The following is an 18992-nucleotide window of genomic DNA, read 5'->3' as shown; positions in this document are numbered from 1 at the left end:
GCCAGAGATAGCGTTTGAGGTGTCAGTCGTATTTTTGCGATTGTATCGCGGGTGTCAGCGCACTATCATCGCCATCAGCCGGTTGCTACACAAAACCGGTGAGACTCTGCTAAAGTGAGGCAGGCGCGCGATGTGGAATGATCCTGTGCAGGTATGTTGCGTTTAAGCCCAACATGAATGCATCGTACAGGTGAGGCGGTCGGCACTTTAGTATAGCTAGTATAGTGGTGTGCTTATTGATAAAGCGACCTGCGGGCCGCGTGACAACACAAGGAGGCGATGAGTCAGTGGTTTAGGTTCCTTAATCAACCAGGTGCGCTTAGGTGAGATTGTTGTGAGTGAATGATTATGTATATTAGCGGTCGTAGTAAAAACCATTCAGTCGTATTGCTAAAGGACTAAACCATGGATTTTTCTTCAGTTCAAAAATATTTACTTTCCAAACACCAAGCGAAGGAAACATTTCCTTCTGGTCCGGACGTTGCTGTCTACAAGGTTTGCCATAAGATGTTTGCAACGCTCACACAGGAGTCGGGTGTGGCGCGTGTGAATCTTAAATGCGATCCAGAGGAGGCCGTTGCATTACGCGCTAAGTATCTCGCTGTGCAACCCGGCCATCACATGAATAAAAAGCACTGGAATACCGTGTTTCTTGACGGCACCATACCTGATAATGAAATCCAGCGGATGATTGACAATTCCTATGAGTTGGTTATCAATAATCTGCCCAGCGATGAGCTCGCGCGGTTGCTCGCCAGTAAACCCTGATAACGGATCGGGGAAAGATTATGAGCCGTATTGTCGTTACCGGTGCAAGTCGTGGTATAGGGTTAGAGTTATGCCAATATTTTGCCCGACAAGGTCATGAAGTTTATGCCGCCTGCCGTGTCGTATCGACGGCGTTGAGCCAATTACCCCAGCCTGGCATTACTGTTATTGACGGTGTTGATGTTTCCAGTAGCGAGGGCATTGTCACCTTGCGTAACGCACTGGCAGATAAACCTATTGATATCCTGATTAATAATGCCGGCGTGCTGGCAGCGGATAGCCTGGGAGAGTTGGCTTATGATGATATTCAACACCAACTCCAGGTAAATGCTCTGGGACCGCTCAGGGTAACCGAGGCATTATTGGATAATTTGAAGGCGGGTTCCAAGGTGGCGATGATTACCAGCCGAATGGGTTCAATCGCTGATAATTCATCGGGCGGCTATTATGGCTATCGCATGAGTAAAGCTGCGTTGAATGCAGCGGGCGTGAGTCTGGCACGTGACTTGAAGCCGCGGGGCATTGCCGTTGTATTATTACATCCAGGTTTTGTTCAGACTGATATGGTCGGCTTTGCCGGTGATATTTCACCCGCTGTTGCCGCTGAACGTTTGGCAGGCCGGATCAACGAATTGACTTTGGAAAGTTCTGGCAGTTTCTGGCACGCTAATGGTGAGGGGTTGCCTTGGTAGTTTTCTCAACTGAAACATCAACATACGCATAGATGTTAATAATAAATTTGCGTTCAACAGGTTTGCGGTATGGCCACAAAAATTGATGCGTCAATGAGTCATGATATGGTTGCTGAACTGGTTATAGATGAGGTGGAAACCACATCTATCGTCGATTTTGCGCCCGACCTGGCACCGGACATCGGGGTGCGTCTTAAATTAATCCGTGAGCGTAACGGGCTTTCCCAGCGCGAATTGGCCAAACGCGCGGGCATAACAAATAGCAACATTTCAATGATTGAACAGGGGCTTGTTAGTCCGTCTGTCAATTCATTAGCCAAGGTATTAAGCGGTATTCCCATGACCTTGGCTCAATTCTTCGCGTGCAATCAGGTTGACGTCGGGCAGGTAGTTTATCCGGCGGCCATGTTAGCTGCTGATCAGGTGCAGCAACCCAACGGAATAACAGTGCAGTCATTGGCTACGGAAAAGGCCCAGCGCAAAATTTCCATGAGGCGTCATACTTACGCCGCCGGTGCCGATACTGGCAGCGAACCCATACGCCACAAGGCAGAAGCCAGTGGTTGGGTTGTGAGTGGACAAGTGGAATTGACCGCAGGCATGCAGGTGCACGAATTACACGAAGGGGATGCATTTTACCTGGCGGCCCACCAACCCTATCGCATTCGTAATCGGAAAGAGACGGTGGCCGTGGTTGTCTTGAGTGTTGTACAGGATTAATGACGGTTTTTTTGTTTTTGCCGATGCAGTCGTGCTAACGGTTTCTGTACATCACCAAGCGATAAAAGTTGTTAATCGTTCGGCAAGGTTCCCACGCTAATCTCATACAACCTCATTGTTCATTTGTGTTTCAAGTAAGGCTCGCACGTCCCGCTTGCTTGCCTATCAGCGTTAGAGGTTCGTTTTCCTCTGATATTCCACTAGAGAGAGACTTGTTATGTACCAAGGAAAAGCCATATCAGTTGCCCTGTTGCAAGACGGTATTGCGGAGTTGATCTTTGATCTTCAGGGTGAATCAGTTAATAAATTTAATCTGCAAGCCGTTAGCGAACTGGATGAAGCGCTAACCCTACTGGAAAAAAGCCAGGATATTAAAGGGCTATTGGTGAGCAGCGCAAAAGACGTTTTCATCGTCGGTGCTGACATCATGGAATTTGGTAGGGTGTTTGGGGCTGGTGCTGACAGTATTATTGCCCACTTACAAAACAACAATCGCAACAATTGTCGCATTGAGGATCTGCCTTTCCCGGTCGTCGTGGCGATCAACGGCTTTGCTCTTGGTGGCGGTATGGAATTATGCCTGGCCTGTGACTATCGCGTTGCAAGTACCAAAGCGAAAGTGGGCTTGCCGGAAACCAAATTAGGCATATTGCCTGGCTGGGGTGGCACAGTGCGTTTGCCGCGAATTGCAGGCCTTGAAACGGCCGTGGAGTGGATAGCCTCTGGTAAAGAAAACGATGCACAAACTGCGTTGACCGCACGGGTGGTGGATGCCGTGGTAGAGCCGGAGAAGTTGCGCGATGCCGCGCTGTTTACTCTGCAGCAATGCATCAACGGCAAATTTGATTACGCGGCTCGCCGTGTACAGAAAAAAGCCCCGCTCCAGTTGAATTTTATTGAGTCCATGATGGCTTTTGAAACATCAAAAGCATTTGTGGGTGCACAGGCAGGACGCAATTACCCCTCACCGGTCACGGCGATTAAAGCCATGCAGAAAGCGGCAGATAAAGGCCGCGACGAAGCCCTGCAAATTGAAGCAGAAGCCTTTGCCAAGGTTGCCCAGACCGAGACAGCCCAATCTCTGGTCGGCATCTTTGTTAATGAGCAAATGATCAGTAAGAAAGCAAAGGGCTGGGAGAAAAAGGCGGATAAAAAAATTGCGCGCGCAGCGGTGCTCGGCGCGGGCATCATGGGCGGCGGAATTGCCTATCAGTCGGCTCTGAAAGGTGTGCCGATCAAGATGAAAGACGTAGCTCAAAAAGGTATTGATCTGGGCTTGTCTGAAGCAAACAAACAATTGAGCAAACGCGTAGAGCGCAAGAAAATGACACCCGCCGAGATGGGCGACGTGTTGAATCGTATTGAGCCTGCGTTAACCTACGATGGCTTTGACCAGGTCGACATTGTGGTGGAAGCAGTAGTAGAAAATCCCAAGGTCAAGCGCACTGTATTGGCTGAGGTGGAGGCCAAGGTAAGCCCGGATACGATTATTGCCTCCAATACGTCCACAATCTCTATTTCATCCCTCGCGGAAGCGCTGCAGCGCCCTGAGAATTTCTGCGGCATGCACTTCTTCAACCCCGTCCACCTGATGCCCTTGGTGGAAGTGATTCGTGGAACCCGTACGTCGGATACGGCAGTTGCGCGTACCGTGGCTTATGCCAATGCCATGGGCAAGAAGCCCATTGTGGTGAAAGACTGTCCGGGCTTTCTGGTTAATCGCGTGTTATTTCCCTATTTCGCTGGCTTCTCAATGCTGGTGCGCGATGGAGTCGATTTCCGCAGAATTGATAAGGTGATGGAAACCTGGGGCTGGCCGATGGGGCCAGCCTACTTGCTTGATGTCGTGGGGATCGATACCGCCGTTCATGCGGAGAAAGTGATGGCAGAAGGTTTCCCTGAGCGTATGAAGCGTGACTTTACCTCGTGCACCGACGCGCTTTTTGCGGCGGAGCGATTGGGCCAAAAAAACCAGAAAGGCTTCTACGACTACCAGACCGACAAAAAGGGTAAACCTGAAAAAGTATTCAATGAGGATGTACTGGCGCTTCTTAAGCCCCACATTACCGGGGCGGTCGAGGCTTCTGATGATGACATCATCGCGCGGATGATGGTGCCTATGGCCACTGAGTTGGCCCGTTGCCTGGAAGAAGGCATCGTGGAAACGGCGGCCGAGGCAGATATGGCCTTGGTTTACGGTACGGGATTCCCGCCTTTCCGGGGCGGTGTCTTCCGCTGGATTGATTCTATTGGTGTAGGCGCATTTTGTGAAATGGCAAAGCGCTACAGTGATCTTGGTGCGCTTTACGAGCCGCCCGCCAGCCTGCAAAAAATGGCTGCCAATAACCAGAAATTTTACGGCTAAGCATGCGCCGCATCGTCAGCGCCTTGAGTCTTTAAAGGAGAGAAACTGTGAGTCTACATCCAAGAGATGCCGTTATCGTCGATTACGCCCGCAGCGCCATGGGCCGGTCTAAGAATGGTTGTTTTCGTCATGTGCGTGCAGATGATATATCTGCCGCGATTATCAAAGGATTATTGGCTAGAAACGAACAGCTCGATCCGGCAACAATTGATGATTTGTTGTGGGGTTGTGTCATGCAGCGCGAGGAGCAGGCCTTTAATATCGCGCGCAATATTCTGTTGTTAACCGGCTTGCCGCACACGATTCCGGCACAAACCATCAATCGTTTGTGTGGCTCCTCCATGTCTGCCTTGCATACGGCTACGGCGAATATCCGCGCTGGTCTGGGTGATGTTTACCTGATCGGTGGCGTTGAGCACATGGGGCATTTACCCATGTATGAATCAGTCAATCCCAATCCCTTGTTGGGCCTATCGGTTGCCAAGGCAGCCGGTAATATGGGCATGACGGCGGAATATCTGGCGTTGCTGCACGGTATCAACCGCCAGCAGATGGATGAGTTCGGCGCGCGTTCTCATCAGTTGGCGGCCAAAGCCCGCGCGGAAGGGAGGTTTAAGCGCGAGATTATCCCGGTTGCAGGCCACAATGCAGATGGTTTTCCGATGATGATTGAAGATGACGAAACCATCCGGCCAGATACGACGGTTGAAGCCCTGTCCAAGCTGCCACCGGTCTTTGACCCTAAAAATGGTCAGGTGACCGCCGGGACCTCGTCCCAGGTCTCCGATGGTGCATCTGTCATGCTGGTCATGTCGGCTGAACGCGCCCAATCATTGGGGATGAAGCCGATTGCCCGTGTAACGTCTCTTGGCCTGGCGGGTGTCGATCCGTCGATCATGGGTTACGGTCCCGTGCCGTCTACCGAAAAAGCGTTGCAAAAAGCGAATTTGTCCATGGATGACATTGAGTGCGTGGAGCTGAATGAGGCGTTTGCGGCCCAGGCCTTACCCGTATTGAAGGACCTCAAGCTGCTGGAAGACATGGACGAGAAGGTCAATCTGCATGGTGGGGCTATCGCACTGGGGCATCCCTTCGGCTGCTCCGGCACCCGCATAACTGGCTCGCTTCTGACGGTAATGGCAGAAAAAGATGCCACCCTCGGTGTATCCACCATGTGTATCGGATTGGGGCAGGGAATCACCACCGTACTTGAGCGACTGAACTGATTTTTCGGGCACTTACCTTCGAAAATGCCGGAGTTCATACTCCGGCGTTTTCATTCCTCTCGCCTCGGGCGGGCTGTCAGGGTTAACCGCATCTGCTAGACTGCCGACCTTTCTTGTCATGCCATCCAGAGGCTAGCGGTGATTGTCCACGCGGTATCCAACCCCGAATCGTTTATCAATGATCAAATAACGCAACTGATGGCATCGGCGGCAGTCCATCGGTGTTTTGCTATTGAATACGCCTGGCATCAGTACTATCTCCCGTCACAGCCTGAAATCCAATTCATCGCTTTGGTTGCCCTGAGTAAAGAGCGTGATTCATACAAGGTCCATGCTACGCTATCTGCCGTATCGGCTGAGTTGCGTGCACTTATCGTCGCGCTGTGCGACCAACCTGAAAGCCTTGTCGACTTTGTCCGGCAACATCAATTGCCTTGGTTCGATCTATCAGCACCGCTTATGCTGGAGCCTGTTTATATTCCGAAACCCTGGGGCCAGGAAATCTGGTACACAGGTATTGAAGCCCGAGGCCAATCCTGGGTGAGCGCGCAAGGGCGCCGGATTCCTTTACCCTGGCTGCTTTCTTTGATGCCTGATTTTCTCGCCGCCGGCTCTGCACAACATATCATCCTGTTAAAAATCCTTGATCCTTTACCTGACGAACGTTACGGCGATCTCTATTTTGAGATGCACGAGCAGAAGCAGGAAGTCTATGTTATTACGCACATTGATTCTCAGGCCTGGCCTGATGGAATCGGGGGGATTCGCCTGGGATTCAATCAACAAAAACGTCGTGAATTTAATAATGATGCTGCGTTTAAGGCGGCTTATCTGGCAGCGGTCCAGGAATACGAAGCCATCAGGCGCGATATTGACCGACGTCTGGATCAGCAACGCCTGGCCCACAACATTGCCCTCCATGATCCGGTCAATACCGCCACGTTAAATGGCTGGTTGAACGAATTGCCGCAACCCTTGATAACGTTAGAAAATGAAAAACGTGCGGCCATGTATGCCTATACGGCTATGCAGGATTTGCGGGTGGGAGATGTTGTCAAAGTGCCATGTTTTACACCCCATGCATTACAACACGGCGTGCGCACCGTTGAATTCCAGACGCCAGTCTATGAAAGAAAAATTCTGTCTTTCACGCAAAAAGTTTTGACCCAAACACACTGGGACACAGCTGCAGCACTTGCAAACGTCTCGCTTGAAACACCCGCCACTCCCGAGCTTGAGCAGATAAATTCCACAGCTGGGGTTGTAGTTGAACGTGTCGTCGAGTTTCATGATTTTGAAGTCTTGCGCGTAATCTTGAGCGCAGGATCGCGCCATCAATTACCAGTTTGTGTTAGCTACCGCCTGTTGATGGTTATATCCGGCAGCCTTGTGTGCTATGCAACGGAGTCTTCAATGCTTACGCAGGCAAAATATACCGATACCTCTACTTATCTAGCGTCGCAAGCAGTCTTATTGCCTGCATCGCTCGCTCACACTGAGTGGCAGGCCGGTGACGAAGGTGCCATTGTGCTGCTGGCGTTGCCCAAAGAAACTGATCGCGATGGTGAATGCATATGAAACTATGCATTCATTCGGTGATTGCGAAGCGCAGAACATTTTTATGGATTATTGTTACTTGCTTCTATAGCTCGGCTTTGCATGCTGCATCGCAGCCCCTGTTGTGGCAGGTGCAGGATAAGGATTCCCGAGTTCGCCTATATCTATTTGGCTCGTTACATTACGGCGATGAAGCATTCTATCCTTTGCCTGATGCCGTGCTTCAGGCGCATCGAGATTCAGATGTATTGGCTGTTGAATTGGATATCGATGCACTGGATGGAGAAAAAGTGCGCGCGGCCCTCAAGCAATATGGCTATTACCCCAGCGAGAAAAATTTACAAACCCAGCTCGGTGAGAAAATGTGGAAAACATTAACGCAAGTATCCGAGAATCTGGGAGGCGATGCGCAGCAGTTGAAACAATTTAAACCTTGGTTGGCAGCTATGCAGTTGACCAACATGCAATTGGCACGGAGTGATTATCAGCAAGCGTTAGGCCTGGATAAATATTTTCTGACTGCATCACGGGATAAAAAAATTATTCTGGAACTGGAGTCACTTGATGAGCAAATGCAATTATTTAATCAGTTAAGTGACGCAGAACAAATTGAATTTTTGCAGGTTACCTTGAATGAGCAGGGCAAGGCAGAGGAAAGCTTGAAAAGATTGGCAGATGCCTGGTATCAAGGTGATGAACCCACATTAAATGAATTGGTATTCAGTTCATTTCGCCAGAGAAAATTGGGGCATAGGCTCTATCAATTTATTTTCGTTGAACGCAATAAACAAATGCTGCAAATAATTGATACATATATGAAAAAAGCGCAAAAAATTTTTCTCGTTGTGGGTATTGGTCATATGTTGGGCGAGGACGGGCTGGTAGCGCTGTTGGAAGCGCAGGGATATCAAGTGACCTTGGTTACTGGGGTTACTACGGAGGTTAATAGGGGTATTAACGCGGCGGTTAACACGGGGCGGGATGATTGATGCAAGGCGGGTTAATGTTAGAATAAAGCCGTTTTTTCCTTTGCAGGTCAACACTGCAAAACAATAGAGGTTAGTATGCCATCAACGCTATATGAAATTGCCGAGTTACCTAACGGCGATGTCGTGCTGAGAAAAGTCGATGATGAGGGTGGGGAGCCTTTGGTGCGGCTTTGTTTTTCAACAGAATCCCTGGCTTTTATGGGGGAAGCAAAATTTGAGGTCGCGAAAGCGATGATTGAAGCCGGGATGGAAGCCGCCACTGAGCTGGCGGAGCAGGAGCATCTGGATGAGTTTTCTGAAGGTATTCCTGAATTTGAGAAGCCGATCCTGCATTGATTCTATTGGGGCTTTCCGTGCCCCTGCGTCTTCTGATATCTCTCAATGACCTACCGCACGCGCAGTAATAACCCCTGACAATTGCCACGCATCGCAGCAGCTTCCAACTGTTTCAATTCCTTGTCAGTTAATTTGCCGGGGCTGGCGATAACGGTGTGGCTGTTACCTGCCGCCAATGCTTCCCATGTAATCCACAAGGTGTTATGCTGTTCATGGCAATGAATCAGGCGGATCAACCGGGTATCGATACCAAAGCTTTCCAGTGATTGGCGTGTGATGTTGTGGGGCGCAACCCAGGTAATCCAGCGGTCGTGGCAGGTCTTACTGAGATAGGCCAACATTGGCAATAGCAGCGCCGCCTGTTCCGGAGAATGACTGGTTAATACCAACTCAGTTACACCCTTGTTATAGCGGGGTGCACTGCCGGGTTGTTCATCAATACGTACGGTATTAGTCACGACGGATTACTCCTACGCTTAAACCCTCGATACAAAAATCCTGATCCCGCAGATCTACTTCAATCACGTTAAAGTCAGGATTCTCTGGCCAGAGTTCGACTTGAGCCCGATTACCGATGCGTTTGAAACGTTTCACGGTCACTTCCTCGCCGATTCGCGCCACAACAATCTGGCCATTGCGCGCCTGATCAGTCCTGTGCACTGCGAGTAAGTCGCCATCCAGGATACCGGCATCCTTCATACTCATACCTTGCACACGTAACAGGTAATCCGCGCTGGGAGAAAAGAAGCTGTAAGGAATATTGCAGTAATCTTCGATATGTTCCTGGGCAAGGATAGGGCTACCGGCTGCAACCCGACCGACGACAGGAATACCATTATGGGATTCCGGCAAACGAATCCCGCGTGATGCACCAGGGATAATTTCGATTGCCCCTTTTTTTGCCAGGGCTTTGATATGTTCCTCAGCAGCGTTGGCAGACTTATAACCGAGTATGCGAGCAATCTCTGCGCGCGTTGGCGGATAACCGGTTTCTTCGGTGTAGCTCTTGATCAACTGCAGGACTTGTTCCTGGCGGGAGGTCAGATTGGCCATAGGGCGCTCCTGATGAATCTGTTTATTTATACAGGTGTTGTGATTATATACAGTATTTCATCATCCGCAACCCCCTTTTTTCAAGGGGCGGGGCGCCTGAAGTTTAAAGGCGTCGTCCGTTTTTAATCGCCTGGAGTTTGCCGCGTTTGAAATAGAGGTGTTGAATGAACTGGCCGGCACCAGGATGGTAAGTCCACAGGTCAACTTCTTCGCAAGGGACAATGATGGTGGTGTTGGCTTGGCCGACAATGGTGATGGGCTCGCAGTAGCTGTCGGTAAATACCGGCTCCCCGCACCGGTCGATAACATCCGCTTTGGTGTCCCCGGTTTGGATCAGCGAGTTGCTGCAACGCATGGAATCCGCCAATGCGGGTTGTAAATATAATCCGCCGAGAAGGAGCGCGAGATAAGCGCAAATTTTCATGTGATTACCTCAAGGTGGCAGTGGGTGCCGTTGATGGATGATATGCCGTTTGTAGAAAGCTCCGGCCGGATTGTTCGTGCATTTTGACCTGGCTCAGGGTCAGTAATTCCTGTGATGCTGTCGCCTGATATTGCCAGCCCCTGACTTAACTGAAGCTTAACTTCCCGCACGACGTAAGACCCTGTCCATCATCCGTGTACTTAGTATACGTTGCAGAATGCTCATCAAATATGTCGGAAATGTAACGCAATAGCGTGGTTTAGGTGAATCACTTTCCAGCGCGTGTTTCAAGCGCCGGTAAACCGCCTCCGGTCCCAGGGTAAAGGGCGCGGCGGGGCCAGGCTTACTGAGTCGCTGTATGGCCGATGCATATTGATCGGCAAAGCGGCTCTTGTCAGTATCGATATTGGTTTTCAATGCGATGAGGGCATTTTTGCGAAAGTCACTGAGGATGGGGCCCGGCTCAATAAGGCTGACATACACGCCGGTGCCGTCCAGCTCAAGTCGCAAGGTATCCGTCAGCCCCTCAATGGCGAACTTGCTGGCATTGTATGCGCCCCGCAACGGCATGGCCGCGAAACCGAGGATCGAGCTATTCTGAATAATGCGTCCCTGGCCCTGCTGAATCATGAGCGGCAGAATTTTATTCGTGAGCTCCAGCCATCCGAACACATTGGTTTCAAATTGGCGGCGCAATACATCGCGGCTCAGATCTTCTACTGCGCCGGGTTGGCCATAAGCTCCGTTGTTGAATAATCCATAGAGTTTTCCCTCTGTGAGTTCCAATGTTTGGCTTACCGCCCGTTCAATACTGGCGGAATCTGTCAGGTCCAGTTGGATGCACGTCAGGCCGTCAGCCTGGAGACGTGATACATCGGTGAGCTTGCGGCAGGAGGCAATCACCTGGAAGCCATCCGCCTGCAATGCTTTTGCGCAATAGTAACCAATGCCGGTAGAGGCGCCGGTGATCAAAACACTTTTATTACCTTTCATGGCGATAACCTTGTGAGCAGCATGCAAATGCGTTGATTAAGCATTCCTTAACAAAACTTCCTTTCAAATTGGTCGATATTTATTGCACTATAAGCCCGCTTGTTCGGGCCGCGCCCGAAAAAAATAAAATGATATTGGCAATGATATTTCTTCAATACGGGGTTAACTATTTATGAAATCCTTATATCTGATGTGTTTTGGTTTACTTCTGGCCGTTCTCTTGATGGGGTGTCAGGATGATGGAACGGCTTCTTCTGACGTTATTCAACCGCAAGCAGAGAGTGACACCGCTGTCATGCCGAAACAACCACCTTTGCACGATTTTAAAGTGATTGCTTATTACATGGAGGACGGTTCTGATCTGGAGCGTTACAACTTCAATCACCTTACTCACATCATCTACAGCTTCTTGCATCTGAATGGCAATCAACTCAGTTTTGATTCAGATGTAGATAAGCTGGCGCTGCAACGCCTAATTGCATTAAAAGAACAATATCCGCATCTCAAGGTGATGTTATCACTCGGAGGCTGGGGCGGCTGTGAAACCTGTTCCGAGGTCTTCAACAGTGCAGAAAATCGTGCGGCCTTTGCGCAGTCCACCCTGGCGATTATTGAAGAGTACGGCGCAGATGGTATCGACCTGGATTGGGAATACCCGACCATCCCCGGCCATCCCGGTCACCCTTATGCGGATTATGATAAGGATAATTTCACGGCATTGACCCAGGCGTTACGCGATAGCTTTGGTGATCGCTATGAATTAAGTTTTGCCGCCGGAGGCTTCGATAATTTTTTGCAGAACGCGGTGGATTGGGATGCAATTATGCCGCTGTTTGATAATGTCAATCTGATGAGCTACGACATCGTTAACGGCGCGACACCACATACAGGACATCACACTGCGCTTTACTCCACACCCGAACAAAAAGACTCTACGGATAACGCCGTGCAATTCTTGTTAAGCAAAGGTGTGCCGCCGGAAAAAATAGTGATTGGCGCCGCGTTTTATGCACGTGTTTGGGAAAACGTTGAAAATATCAATCTGGGTTTATATCAGCCCGGTAATCACATTGAAGGCGCGAAATTTAAAGATTACGCCACGGCCTATGCTCCAGAGGAGGGTTACGTTTATTATTGGGACCATATTGCCAAGGCGCCTGTTATATACAATGAAGCCAAAAAAATCTTTGTTACCTTCGATGATAAACGTTCTATCACCGCTAAAGTGCGTTACATCAAGGCTCGTCGACTGGGCGGCATTATGTTTTGGCAACTGCCCCATGACAGTGATAAAGACGGTTTAGTGGAGACCATTTATCGCGAAAAATCGGTGCCGTAAAAACACTCCTTCCACGAAGCGCCCAATAAAAAACCCGCCGAAGCGGGTTTTTTATTGCAGCAAAACAATCGTTTAAACGGCGACTGTTTGAATTTCCACAGCGGCAATGCGCTTGCCTTCATCCGCTGATTTTTGGTAGCTCTCAATTTCATTGAAGTTGAGGTAGCGATAAATATCACCGGACATACTGTCGAGTTTCTGCGCGTACTGCATGTATTCGTCAAAGTTAGGCAGTTTGCCCAACACCGCTGCTACTGCCGCCAGCTCGGCCGATGCCAGATACACATTGGCGCCGTTGCCAAGACGGTTGGGGAAGTTACGGGTTGAGGTCGATACCACCGTCGAGTTTGGGGCAACGCGTGCCTGGTTACCCATACACAATGAGCAGCCCGGCATCTCAGTGCGTGCACCTTTACGGCCGTAAATATTGTAGAAGCCTTCTTCCATCAATTGATGCTCGTCCATCTTGGTCGGTGGCGCAATCCACAGACGGGTAGACAATTCATCTTTGGTGGCGTCAAGCAGTTTACCTGCGGCGCGGAAGTGACCGATGTTGGTCATGCACGAACCGATAAAGACTTCATCAATCTTGTCACCAGCAACTTCGGACAATACTTTCACATCGTCCGGATCGTTAGGGCAGGCGAGGATCGGTTCTTTCACATCGGCCAGATCAATCTCGATAACCGCTGCGTATTCCGCGTCAGCATCCGCTTCCATCAGCACCGGATTCGCCAGCCACTCTTCCATCTTGCGTGCACGGCGCTCAAGGGTGCGGACATCGCCGTAACCTTGTTCGATCATCCAGCGCAGCATGGTGATGTTGGAGTTCAGGTACTCAATGATCGGTTCTTTATCCAGCTTGATAGTACAGCCGGCAGCAGAACGCTCAGCAGATGCATCAGAGATTTCAAACGCCTGCTCAACTTTCAGCTTGGGCAAACCTTCTACTTCCAGAATGCGGCCAGAGAAGATGTTCTTTTTGCCTTTCTTCTCGACAGTCAACAAGCCTTGCTTGATGGCGTACAGCGGAATGGCGTTAACCAGATCGCGCAGGGTGATGCCCGGTTGCATTTCGCCTTTGAAACGCACCAGTACCGACTCCGGCATATCCAATGGCATCACGCCGGTTGCCGCGGCAAAGGCCACCAGGCCAGAACCGGCCGGGAAGGAGATACCGATAGGGAAACGGGTGTGAGAGTCGCCGCCGGTGCCGACAGTGTCGGGCAACAGCATGCGGTTCAGCCAGCTGTGGATGATGCCGTCGCCCGGACGCAGGGACACGCCGCCACGGGTCATGATGAAATCCGGCAGGGTGTGCTGGGTCTCAATGTCTACCGGCTTGGGGTAAGCCGCCGTGTGGCAGAAGGACTGCATGGTCAGGTCGGCGGAGAAGCCGAGACAGGCCAGGTCTTTCAGCTCATCGCGCGTCATCGGGCCGGTGGTGTCCTGGGAGCCCACGGTGGTCATATAGGGTTCACAGTAGGTGCCGGGGCGGATACCGGTGGTACCGCAGGCTTTACCTACCATTTTCTGTGCGAGGGTATAGCCTTTGCCGCTGTCTACTGGCGCTTGGGGCAAGCGGAACAGGGTGCTTGCAGGCAAGCCCAGAGAAGCGCGCGCCTTGGTGGTCAGGCCGCGACCGATGATCAGCGGAATACGGCCGCCAGCCTGGACTTCGTCCAGCAATACGTCGGACTTCAGACTGAACTCGGAAATCACCGCGCCGGTGTCGATGTTGAGGATCTTGCCTTCATACGGGCGAATCTCAATCGCATCGCCCATGTTCAGGTTGTCCACCGGGGCTTCAAATACCAACGCGCCCGCATCTTCCATGGTGTTGTAGAAAATGGGTGCGACTTTACTGCCGATACATACACCGCCTGTGCGCTTGTTGGGCACGCCGGGAATATCCTCGCCGATAAACCACAGCACGGAGTTGGTGGCAGATTTACGGGAAGAGCCGGTGCCGACCACATCACCCACAAACGCTAATGGATAGCCTTTGGTTTTCAGTTGCTCGATTTGTTTGATCGGGCCGATGCTGCCTGGCTCGTCTGGTGTCAGGCCTTCGCGGGCCATCTTGAACATTGCTAATGCGTGTAGCGGGATGTCCGGGCGCGACCAGGCATCGGGCGCGGGGGAAAGGTCATCGGTGTTGGTTTCGCCGGTGACTTTGAATACGGTTAATTTGATACTTTCCGGCACCTTGTCGCGTTTGGTGAACCATTCACCATCGGCCCAGGATTGCAGTACCGCTTGTGCATTGGCGTTGCCGGCTTTGGCTTTTTCTTCCACATCGTGAAAAGCATCAAACATCAGCAGGGTGTGCTTGAGTTGCTCGGCGGCCAGTGATGCGAGTTCAGCATCGTCGAGTGCATTGACCAGGGTTTCAATGTTGTATCCGCCGAGCATCATGCCGAGCAGTTTAATCGCATGGGGTTTATCAATCAGGGGTGAGGAGGCTTCGCCTTTGACGATAGCACTCAGGAAAGCGGCTTTAACGTAGGCTGCTTCATCCACGCCTGGCGGAACGCGATTGGTGATCAGGTCAAGCAGGGTTTGTTCTTCGTTAGCGGGAGGGTTTTTCAGTAATTCCACCAGACCTGCGACTTGTTCGGCATTGAGTGGTTTGGGTGGAACTCCTTCTGCTGCGCGTTCTGCGACATGGTTGCGATAGGCTTCAAGCACGGTTTATATCCTCTGATTTGTGAGATTACTCCCTCGGCAGGATCTCTGCGTCAGGAGGCTATCCATGACCTACATGGATGAATCTACAACCCTGGCAGGGGGTGCAAATTGGGCGCAAATTATACATGAACCCCTATAAACTGTTAACCCGAGTTCCGAGGCCAGGGCGCAGCTTACGCAGATTCGTATAGCTGATCGCATTTTCGTTATATTCGGGGTAGATCAACCGATCAATTAGTAGACATCGTGGTCTGATAACCCGGCTTATTCACGGATATTTCCATGGTAAATCACGTTTTTAGTCGGCGGCTGTGCTATGTTGTCAGCCTCATTTTATGCAGCAAAAAAACAGTAAAAAAAGGAGCGCTTTAATGAAAAAAATTATTTATGCCGTTATTGGAGCCCTGGCAATTTTGGGCTTGGTGGCCTGTGAGAAATCTGCAACGCCGCAACCGGAGTCGCAAGCCGAACAAAAAGCGGTTGACGCCGCTATCCCCAAACAAGAAGTGCCGGTGGTACCCCGGTATTCATCCTGGAATTGTCCGGCCAATCCCGGTAAAGCGCCTGCCGGCGACTTGACGGCAACACGTATAGAAACGGCCGATTCCCGCCGCAGTGAACCCGGTTTGTATGAAGGGCCGGTCTGGTTAAACGGTGCACTTTATTTTTCAGATTTTACGTTTCAGGAAGGTTTTCCGTCGCGCGTACAACGTTTGAATGCGGATGGCTCCATGGAAACCGTTATTGAAGACAGCGGAACTAACGGCCTGGCAGTCGACAGTGAAGGTGCGCTTATCGGTGGTGTTCACGCCGATAAAACGGTTTCACGCCTTGATGTGCAAACCGGTCAGCGCGAAAAAATTGTGGGTGAATATCAGGGCAGCGCATTTAACTCGCCCAATGATCTAACTGAAGCCCGCGACGGCACGATTTATTTTACTGATCCGGATTTCCAGCGTAGTGCAGCACCGGGTGGACAAGAAAAGACCCAGGTATTTCGCGTCTCGGCGACGGGCAGTGTGAGTGTTGTCGACGATAGCATCAGCAACCCTAACGGTATTTCCCTGTCGCCGGCTCAGGACGTACTTTATGTTGCAGGTGGCGGCGAAAACGGGTTCTTGCGTGCCTATCCTATTGTGGACGGTCAGCCCGGCGAAGGAAAAAATCTGGTCGAAGGTATACAGGTTCCCGATGGTATGGCAATCGATTGCCTGGGCAATATCTACGTGACCGAGCACACCGCGCAACGCGTGCGTGTTTTCACCCCGGCGGGTGAGCATCTGGCGACTATCAGTGTCGATGCAAATATTACCAACGCCGCTTTCGGTGGCGCGGAAGGTAAAACCTTGTACTTAACCGGAGCCGGTGCGGTCTGGTCGATCGACCTGGATGTTGCTGGTTTCCCTTATTGATCATGTTAATCCGGTAACCTGAAAGGGTAGCCCTTTCAGGTTGCCGACGACTGGCGATTGATTTTCTGATGCGTCTTTTTAAACCGGTAAGAACACCCTGCGTCGGCATTTGCTCGACCGGCATAGGCGACAGTGTCTGTCGTGGGTGCAAACGCTTTGCCCATGAAGTGATTGACTGGAATGCCTACAGTCACGAACAGCGTGTGATCATTGCCCAGCGTCTTGAGGGTTTTTTAACCCAGGTGGTGGAAAACATTATTGAAGTGGTTGATGCGCGATTGTTGCTGCAACAGATCAAGCATCAACAAATTCTCTTTAAGGAAGAGCAAAATCCTTATTGTTGGGTGTTTGATTTGTTGCGCGCAGGTGCAAGCCAGATTACCGATCTGGAAGCTTATGGCTTGCGCTTGCAACCTGCTTGGCGAAACGCATCGCTAAAAGAAGTTCGCGATGCGATCGACCAGGATTTTTACGCACTTTCCTGTGCTTACTATGAGCGCTACATAGAACCAGGCTTGCAAGCCAATGCCAAGTAGGTCGGATTAGCGAAGCGTAATCCGACAATATTAACCGTTACTTAATATCCCATGAATGCACTAACCAAAATTAATCAATTCTTATTATGCGAAACCCCGGAAGCCTGGGTACAAAGTGCGCTGCAACATCAATCACTCTTGTTGCTTGATCATGCGAACTGTGAAAAAAAAGCCGCCTCAACAGCATTAACCCTTATGTATCGCTATGTTGGCGATTTTGAAATGATGCACAAGATGTCGCGCCTAGCCCGCGAAGAATTGCGTCATTACGAACAGGTGATGGCGATCATGGAGGCGCGCGGTGTCGCCTATGAACAAATTACACCCTGCCGTTATGCGTCAGAGTTGCGTAAACCGGTGCGCACCCACGAGCCGGGGCGATTTATCGACACCTTGATTGTGGGCGCTATTATTGAAGCACGCTCCTGCGAGCGTTTCGCCAAGGTGGCACCACATCTGGATGAGGAGCTGCAAACATTTTATTTGTCTCTGCTGAAGTCCGAAGCAAGGCATTATGAAGACTATCTGCACCTGGCCCGCAAGGCGGCTGATGGTAAAAGCATTGATGATCGTATCAACGTTTTTCTGCAGTTGGAAAAAACCTTGATTGAAAGTCCGGATACAGAATTCCGTTTTCATTCCGGTGTGCTGGCGGCTTAACCTGGCCGATGACAATGTAGGGAGTCCACAGTGATGAACACAGAAAAGATTGAACAGCAAGACACATCCAGGAAGAGTAAAACCCGCTCTGCAACCTGGCCCCTTGGGTTGGCGATTATATTAATCGGGGTGGTGTTACTCGCGCGCAACCTGGGTGTGGATTTTTTCTTCCTGCACCTGGATAACTGGTGGGCGTTATTTATTCTGGTGGCGTCGGTAGGGCCGTTACAGCAAGCCTATGTGGCTTATCGCCGCGAAGGTTTTGGTGCGGCGATGGCCAACTCGCTGGTATCGGCTGCGTTTATTATTTTTATTGCGCTGATTTTTCTTATCGATCTGTCGTTTTTCACCTGGTGGCCGGTATTCGTCATCCTGGGTGGATTATCCATGATGACGAATCGTTGAGTGATATTTCAAATCAACCACGGTATATCATTTGCGGATCGACCAGTGGCGTAATTCAAGGCCGCCAGGGTCCGCAAAAATACACCAGGCAGCGTCATGCCAGTCACCGAGTACGATTCTTTCGGCTGGTGCGCCGTCAATCATCAGTGGGTGACGGGCGGGTCTGTGAGTATGGCCATGAATCAATTGCCGCACGCCGTGGGCCTGCATAACACGTACAACTTCATCCGGCGTTACATCCATAATATCTTCTGCTTTGATGCTGTTCATGCTTTTGCTTTGGGCGCGAATTTGTGCCGCCAATGCACGGCGCGCTGCAAGCGGCTGTGACAATATCTGTTGCTGCCATGCGGCGGAGCGAACCTGTTGCCGAAAAGCCTGATATTCCGTATCACGGGTGCACAAGATATCACCGTGCATTAGCAGGGTAGGTTGACCATACAAATCAATGAGGGTGGGGTCGACCAGTAAACGTGCGCCTGCCGCTGTTGCAAAAGCTTCGCCCAATAAAAAATCGCGATTGCCGTGCATTAAAAAAATAGCGGTTCCCTGATCGGACAGCTGGCGTAATTCGTGCGCAGTGGCCGCGTTTAACGGCGAGTCATCGTCGTCGCCAATCCAGGCATCAAAAAAATCACCCAGAATATAAAGTGCTTCGGCATTGCCGGCGCGCTCGCGTAAAAATTGATAAAACGCCTCGGTCACTGCCGGACGGGATTCGTGAAGATGCAGGTCAGAAATAAACAGTGTGGTCATCAGAAGGGTTACACAACCAGGTGATTTATTATGGAGTTCGTGAGAGTGAGATAAAAAAGTGATCGCCGAA

Annotated in this window: 19 protein-coding genes; 13 read left to right on the top strand and 6 right to left on the bottom strand. The window is 50.7% G+C overall.

The annotated features are described in order from the left end of the window. Positions 1-405: 405 nt before the first annotated feature. The 8 genes from ACSV5M_RS04235 to ACSV5M_RS04200 all read left to right on the top strand — a co-directional run bounded on the left by ACSV5M_RS04235 (position 406) and on the right by ACSV5M_RS04200 (position 8653). Positions 406-768, top strand: a complete 363-nt coding sequence (locus tag ACSV5M_RS04235; protein ID WP_439174343.1) for an MmcQ/YjbR family DNA-binding protein — start codon at positions 406-408, stop codon at positions 766-768. A 20-nt stretch (positions 769-788) separates the two neighbouring features. Continuing rightward, a complete protein-coding gene (locus ACSV5M_RS04230) occupies positions 789-1460 on the top strand; it encodes an SDR family oxidoreductase (protein ID WP_439174342.1) in 672 nt (223 codons plus the stop codon). Between the two features lie 69 nt (positions 1461-1529). Then, positions 1530-2180 carry a helix-turn-helix domain-containing protein gene (locus ACSV5M_RS04225; RefSeq protein ID WP_439174341.1) on the top strand — a complete coding sequence of 217 codons (651 nt, stop codon included), beginning with the start codon at positions 1530-1532 and terminating at the stop codon, positions 2178-2180. A 217-nt stretch (positions 2181-2397) separates the two neighbouring features. After that, positions 2398-4545 carry a fatty acid oxidation complex subunit alpha FadB gene (fadB, locus tag ACSV5M_RS04220; protein WP_439174340.1) on the top strand — a complete coding sequence of 716 codons (2148 nt, stop codon included), beginning with the start codon at positions 2398-2400 and terminating at the stop codon, positions 4543-4545. Positions 4546-4592: 47 nt separating this feature from the next. Beyond that, positions 4593-5771 (top strand): acetyl-CoA C-acyltransferase FadA, encoded by a 1179-nt coding sequence (gene fadA / locus ACSV5M_RS04215; RefSeq protein WP_439174339.1) that lies wholly within the window; start codon positions 4593-4595, stop codon positions 5769-5771. A gap of 138 nt (positions 5772-5909) precedes the next feature. Then, positions 5910-7349 (top strand): hypothetical protein, encoded by a 1440-nt coding sequence (locus ACSV5M_RS04210; RefSeq protein ID WP_439174338.1) that lies wholly within the window; start codon positions 5910-5912, stop codon positions 7347-7349. Next, positions 7346-8317, top strand: coding sequence for a TraB/GumN family protein (locus tag ACSV5M_RS04205; protein WP_439174337.1), 972 nt, complete (start codon positions 7346-7348; stop codon positions 8315-8317). The genes ACSV5M_RS04210 and ACSV5M_RS04205 overlap by 4 nt, the downstream gene beginning before the upstream one ends. Positions 8318-8392: 75 nt before the next feature. Continuing rightward, the gene (locus ACSV5M_RS04200) at positions 8393-8653 is read left to right on the top strand and encodes a hypothetical protein (RefSeq protein WP_439174336.1); all 261 of its coding nucleotides are present in this window, start codon (positions 8393-8395) and stop codon (positions 8651-8653) included. Positions 8654-8703: 50 nt separating this feature from the next. Here the strand turns inward: ACSV5M_RS04200 and ACSV5M_RS04195 are convergent, their stop codons facing one another. The 4 genes from ACSV5M_RS04195 to ACSV5M_RS04180 form a co-directional block, all read right to left on the bottom strand. Beyond that, the gene (locus ACSV5M_RS04195; protein ID WP_439174335.1) at positions 8704-9111 is read right to left on the bottom strand and encodes a cell division inhibitor SulA; all 408 of its coding nucleotides are present in this window, start codon (positions 9109-9111) and stop codon (positions 8704-8706) included. After that, the gene (gene lexA, locus ACSV5M_RS04190; protein ID WP_439174334.1) at positions 9104-9706 is read right to left on the bottom strand and encodes a transcriptional repressor LexA; all 603 of its coding nucleotides are present in this window, start codon (positions 9704-9706) and stop codon (positions 9104-9106) included. Before lexA ends, ACSV5M_RS04195 begins: the two co-directional genes overlap by 8 nt. 103 nt (positions 9707-9809) lie before the next feature. After that, positions 9810-10130, bottom strand: coding sequence for a DUF2845 domain-containing protein (locus tag ACSV5M_RS04185; RefSeq protein WP_439174333.1), 321 nt, complete (start codon positions 10128-10130; stop codon positions 9810-9812). Positions 10131-10286: 156 nt separating this feature from the next. Beyond that, on the bottom strand, positions 10287-11123 hold the full coding sequence (locus tag ACSV5M_RS04180; RefSeq protein WP_439174332.1) for an SDR family oxidoreductase: 837 nt from the start codon (positions 11121-11123) through the stop codon (positions 10287-10289). Positions 11124-11295: 172 nt separating this feature from the next. Here ACSV5M_RS04180 and ACSV5M_RS04175 point away from each other — a divergent pair, with 172 nt between their 5' ends. Beyond that, the gene (locus ACSV5M_RS04175) at positions 11296-12462 is read left to right on the top strand and encodes a glycoside hydrolase family 18 protein (protein WP_439174331.1); all 1167 of its coding nucleotides are present in this window, start codon (positions 11296-11298) and stop codon (positions 12460-12462) included. 72 nt (positions 12463-12534) lie between these two features. Here the strand turns inward: ACSV5M_RS04175 and acnB are convergent, their stop codons facing one another. Then, complete coding sequence (gene acnB / locus ACSV5M_RS04170) at positions 12535-15153, bottom strand: bifunctional aconitate hydratase 2/2-methylisocitrate dehydratase (protein ID WP_439174330.1); 2619 nt, start codon at positions 15151-15153, stop codon at positions 12535-12537. A gap of 371 nt (positions 15154-15524) precedes the next feature. On the opposite strand from acnB, the gene ACSV5M_RS04165 reads away from it, so the two are divergent. The 4 genes from ACSV5M_RS04165 (at position 15525) to ACSV5M_RS04150 (ending at position 18166) form a co-directional block, all read left to right on the top strand. Further along, positions 15525-16565: an SMP-30/gluconolactonase/LRE family protein gene (locus ACSV5M_RS04165; protein ID WP_439174329.1), complete on the top strand. Its 1041-nt coding sequence runs from the start codon at positions 15525-15527 to the stop codon at positions 16563-16565. Between the two features lie 68 nt (positions 16566-16633). Next, entirely contained in the window at positions 16634-17101 is a 468-nt protein-coding gene (locus ACSV5M_RS04160) for a DUF1289 domain-containing protein (protein ID WP_439174328.1), read from the top strand. A 51-nt stretch (positions 17102-17152) separates the two neighbouring features. Then, complete coding sequence (locus ACSV5M_RS04155) at positions 17153-17761, top strand: tRNA-(ms[2]io[6]A)-hydroxylase (RefSeq protein WP_439174327.1); 609 nt, start codon at positions 17153-17155, stop codon at positions 17759-17761. Positions 17762-17794: 33 nt separating this feature from the next. Further along, a complete protein-coding gene (locus ACSV5M_RS04150; protein ID WP_439174326.1) occupies positions 17795-18166 on the top strand; it encodes a LiaF transmembrane domain-containing protein in 372 nt (123 codons plus the stop codon). Positions 18167-18193: 27 nt separating this feature from the next. Here the strand turns inward: ACSV5M_RS04150 and lpxH are convergent, their stop codons facing one another. Next, positions 18194-18922: a UDP-2,3-diacylglucosamine diphosphatase gene (gene lpxH / locus ACSV5M_RS04145; protein ID WP_439174325.1), complete on the bottom strand. Its 729-nt coding sequence runs from the start codon at positions 18920-18922 to the stop codon at positions 18194-18196. Positions 18923-18992: the final 70 nt, after the last annotated feature.

It is taken from the genome of Cellvibrio sp. ARAG 10.3 (assembly GCF_051846955.1).
Classification (GTDB): Bacteria; Pseudomonadota; Gammaproteobacteria; order Pseudomonadales; family Cellvibrionaceae; genus Cellvibrio.
Note: the sequence above shows the minus strand (reverse complement) of the source record. Positions and strands in the feature narration are given on the sequence as shown.

Excerpts from the sequence above, each read along its gene's own strand:
- ACSV5M_RS04235 (WP_439174343.1), top strand. The coding sequence starts at position 406 with ATGGATTTTTCTTCAGTTCAAAAATATTTACTTTCCAAACACCAAGCG.
- ACSV5M_RS04230 (WP_439174342.1), top strand. The coding sequence starts at position 789 with ATGAGCCGTATTGTCGTTACCGGTGCAAGTCGTGGTATAGGGTTAGAG.
- ACSV5M_RS04225 (WP_439174341.1), top strand. The coding sequence starts at position 1,530 with ATGGCCACAAAAATTGATGCGTCAATGAGTCATGATATGGTTGCTGAA.
- fadB (WP_439174340.1), top strand. The coding sequence starts at position 2,398 with ATGTACCAAGGAAAAGCCATATCAGTTGCCCTGTTGCAAGACGGTATT.
- ACSV5M_RS04205 (WP_439174337.1), top strand. The coding sequence starts at position 7,346 with ATGAAACTATGCATTCATTCGGTGATTGCGAAGCGCAGAACATTTTTA.
- ACSV5M_RS04200 (WP_439174336.1), top strand. The coding sequence starts at position 8,393 with ATGCCATCAACGCTATATGAAATTGCCGAGTTACCTAACGGCGATGTC.
- lexA (WP_439174334.1), bottom strand. The coding sequence starts at position 9,706 with ATGGCCAATCTGACCTCCCGCCAGGAACAAGTCCTGCAGTTGATCAAG.
- ACSV5M_RS04185 (WP_439174333.1), bottom strand. The coding sequence starts at position 10,130 with ATGAAAATTTGCGCTTATCTCGCGCTCCTTCTCGGCGGATTATATTTA.
- ACSV5M_RS04180 (WP_439174332.1), bottom strand. The coding sequence starts at position 11,123 with ATGAAAGGTAATAAAAGTGTTTTGATCACCGGCGCCTCTACCGGCATT.
- ACSV5M_RS04175 (WP_439174331.1), top strand. The coding sequence starts at position 11,296 with ATGAAATCCTTATATCTGATGTGTTTTGGTTTACTTCTGGCCGTTCTC.
- ACSV5M_RS04165 (WP_439174329.1), top strand. The coding sequence starts at position 15,525 with ATGAAAAAAATTATTTATGCCGTTATTGGAGCCCTGGCAATTTTGGGC.
- ACSV5M_RS04160 (WP_439174328.1), top strand. The coding sequence starts at position 16,634 with ATGCGTCTTTTTAAACCGGTAAGAACACCCTGCGTCGGCATTTGCTCG.
- ACSV5M_RS04155 (WP_439174327.1), top strand. The coding sequence starts at position 17,153 with ATGAATGCACTAACCAAAATTAATCAATTCTTATTATGCGAAACCCCG.
- ACSV5M_RS04150 (WP_439174326.1), top strand. The coding sequence starts at position 17,795 with ATGAACACAGAAAAGATTGAACAGCAAGACACATCCAGGAAGAGTAAA.
- lpxH (WP_439174325.1), bottom strand. The coding sequence starts at position 18,922 with ATGACCACACTGTTTATTTCTGACCTGCATCTTCACGAATCCCGTCCG.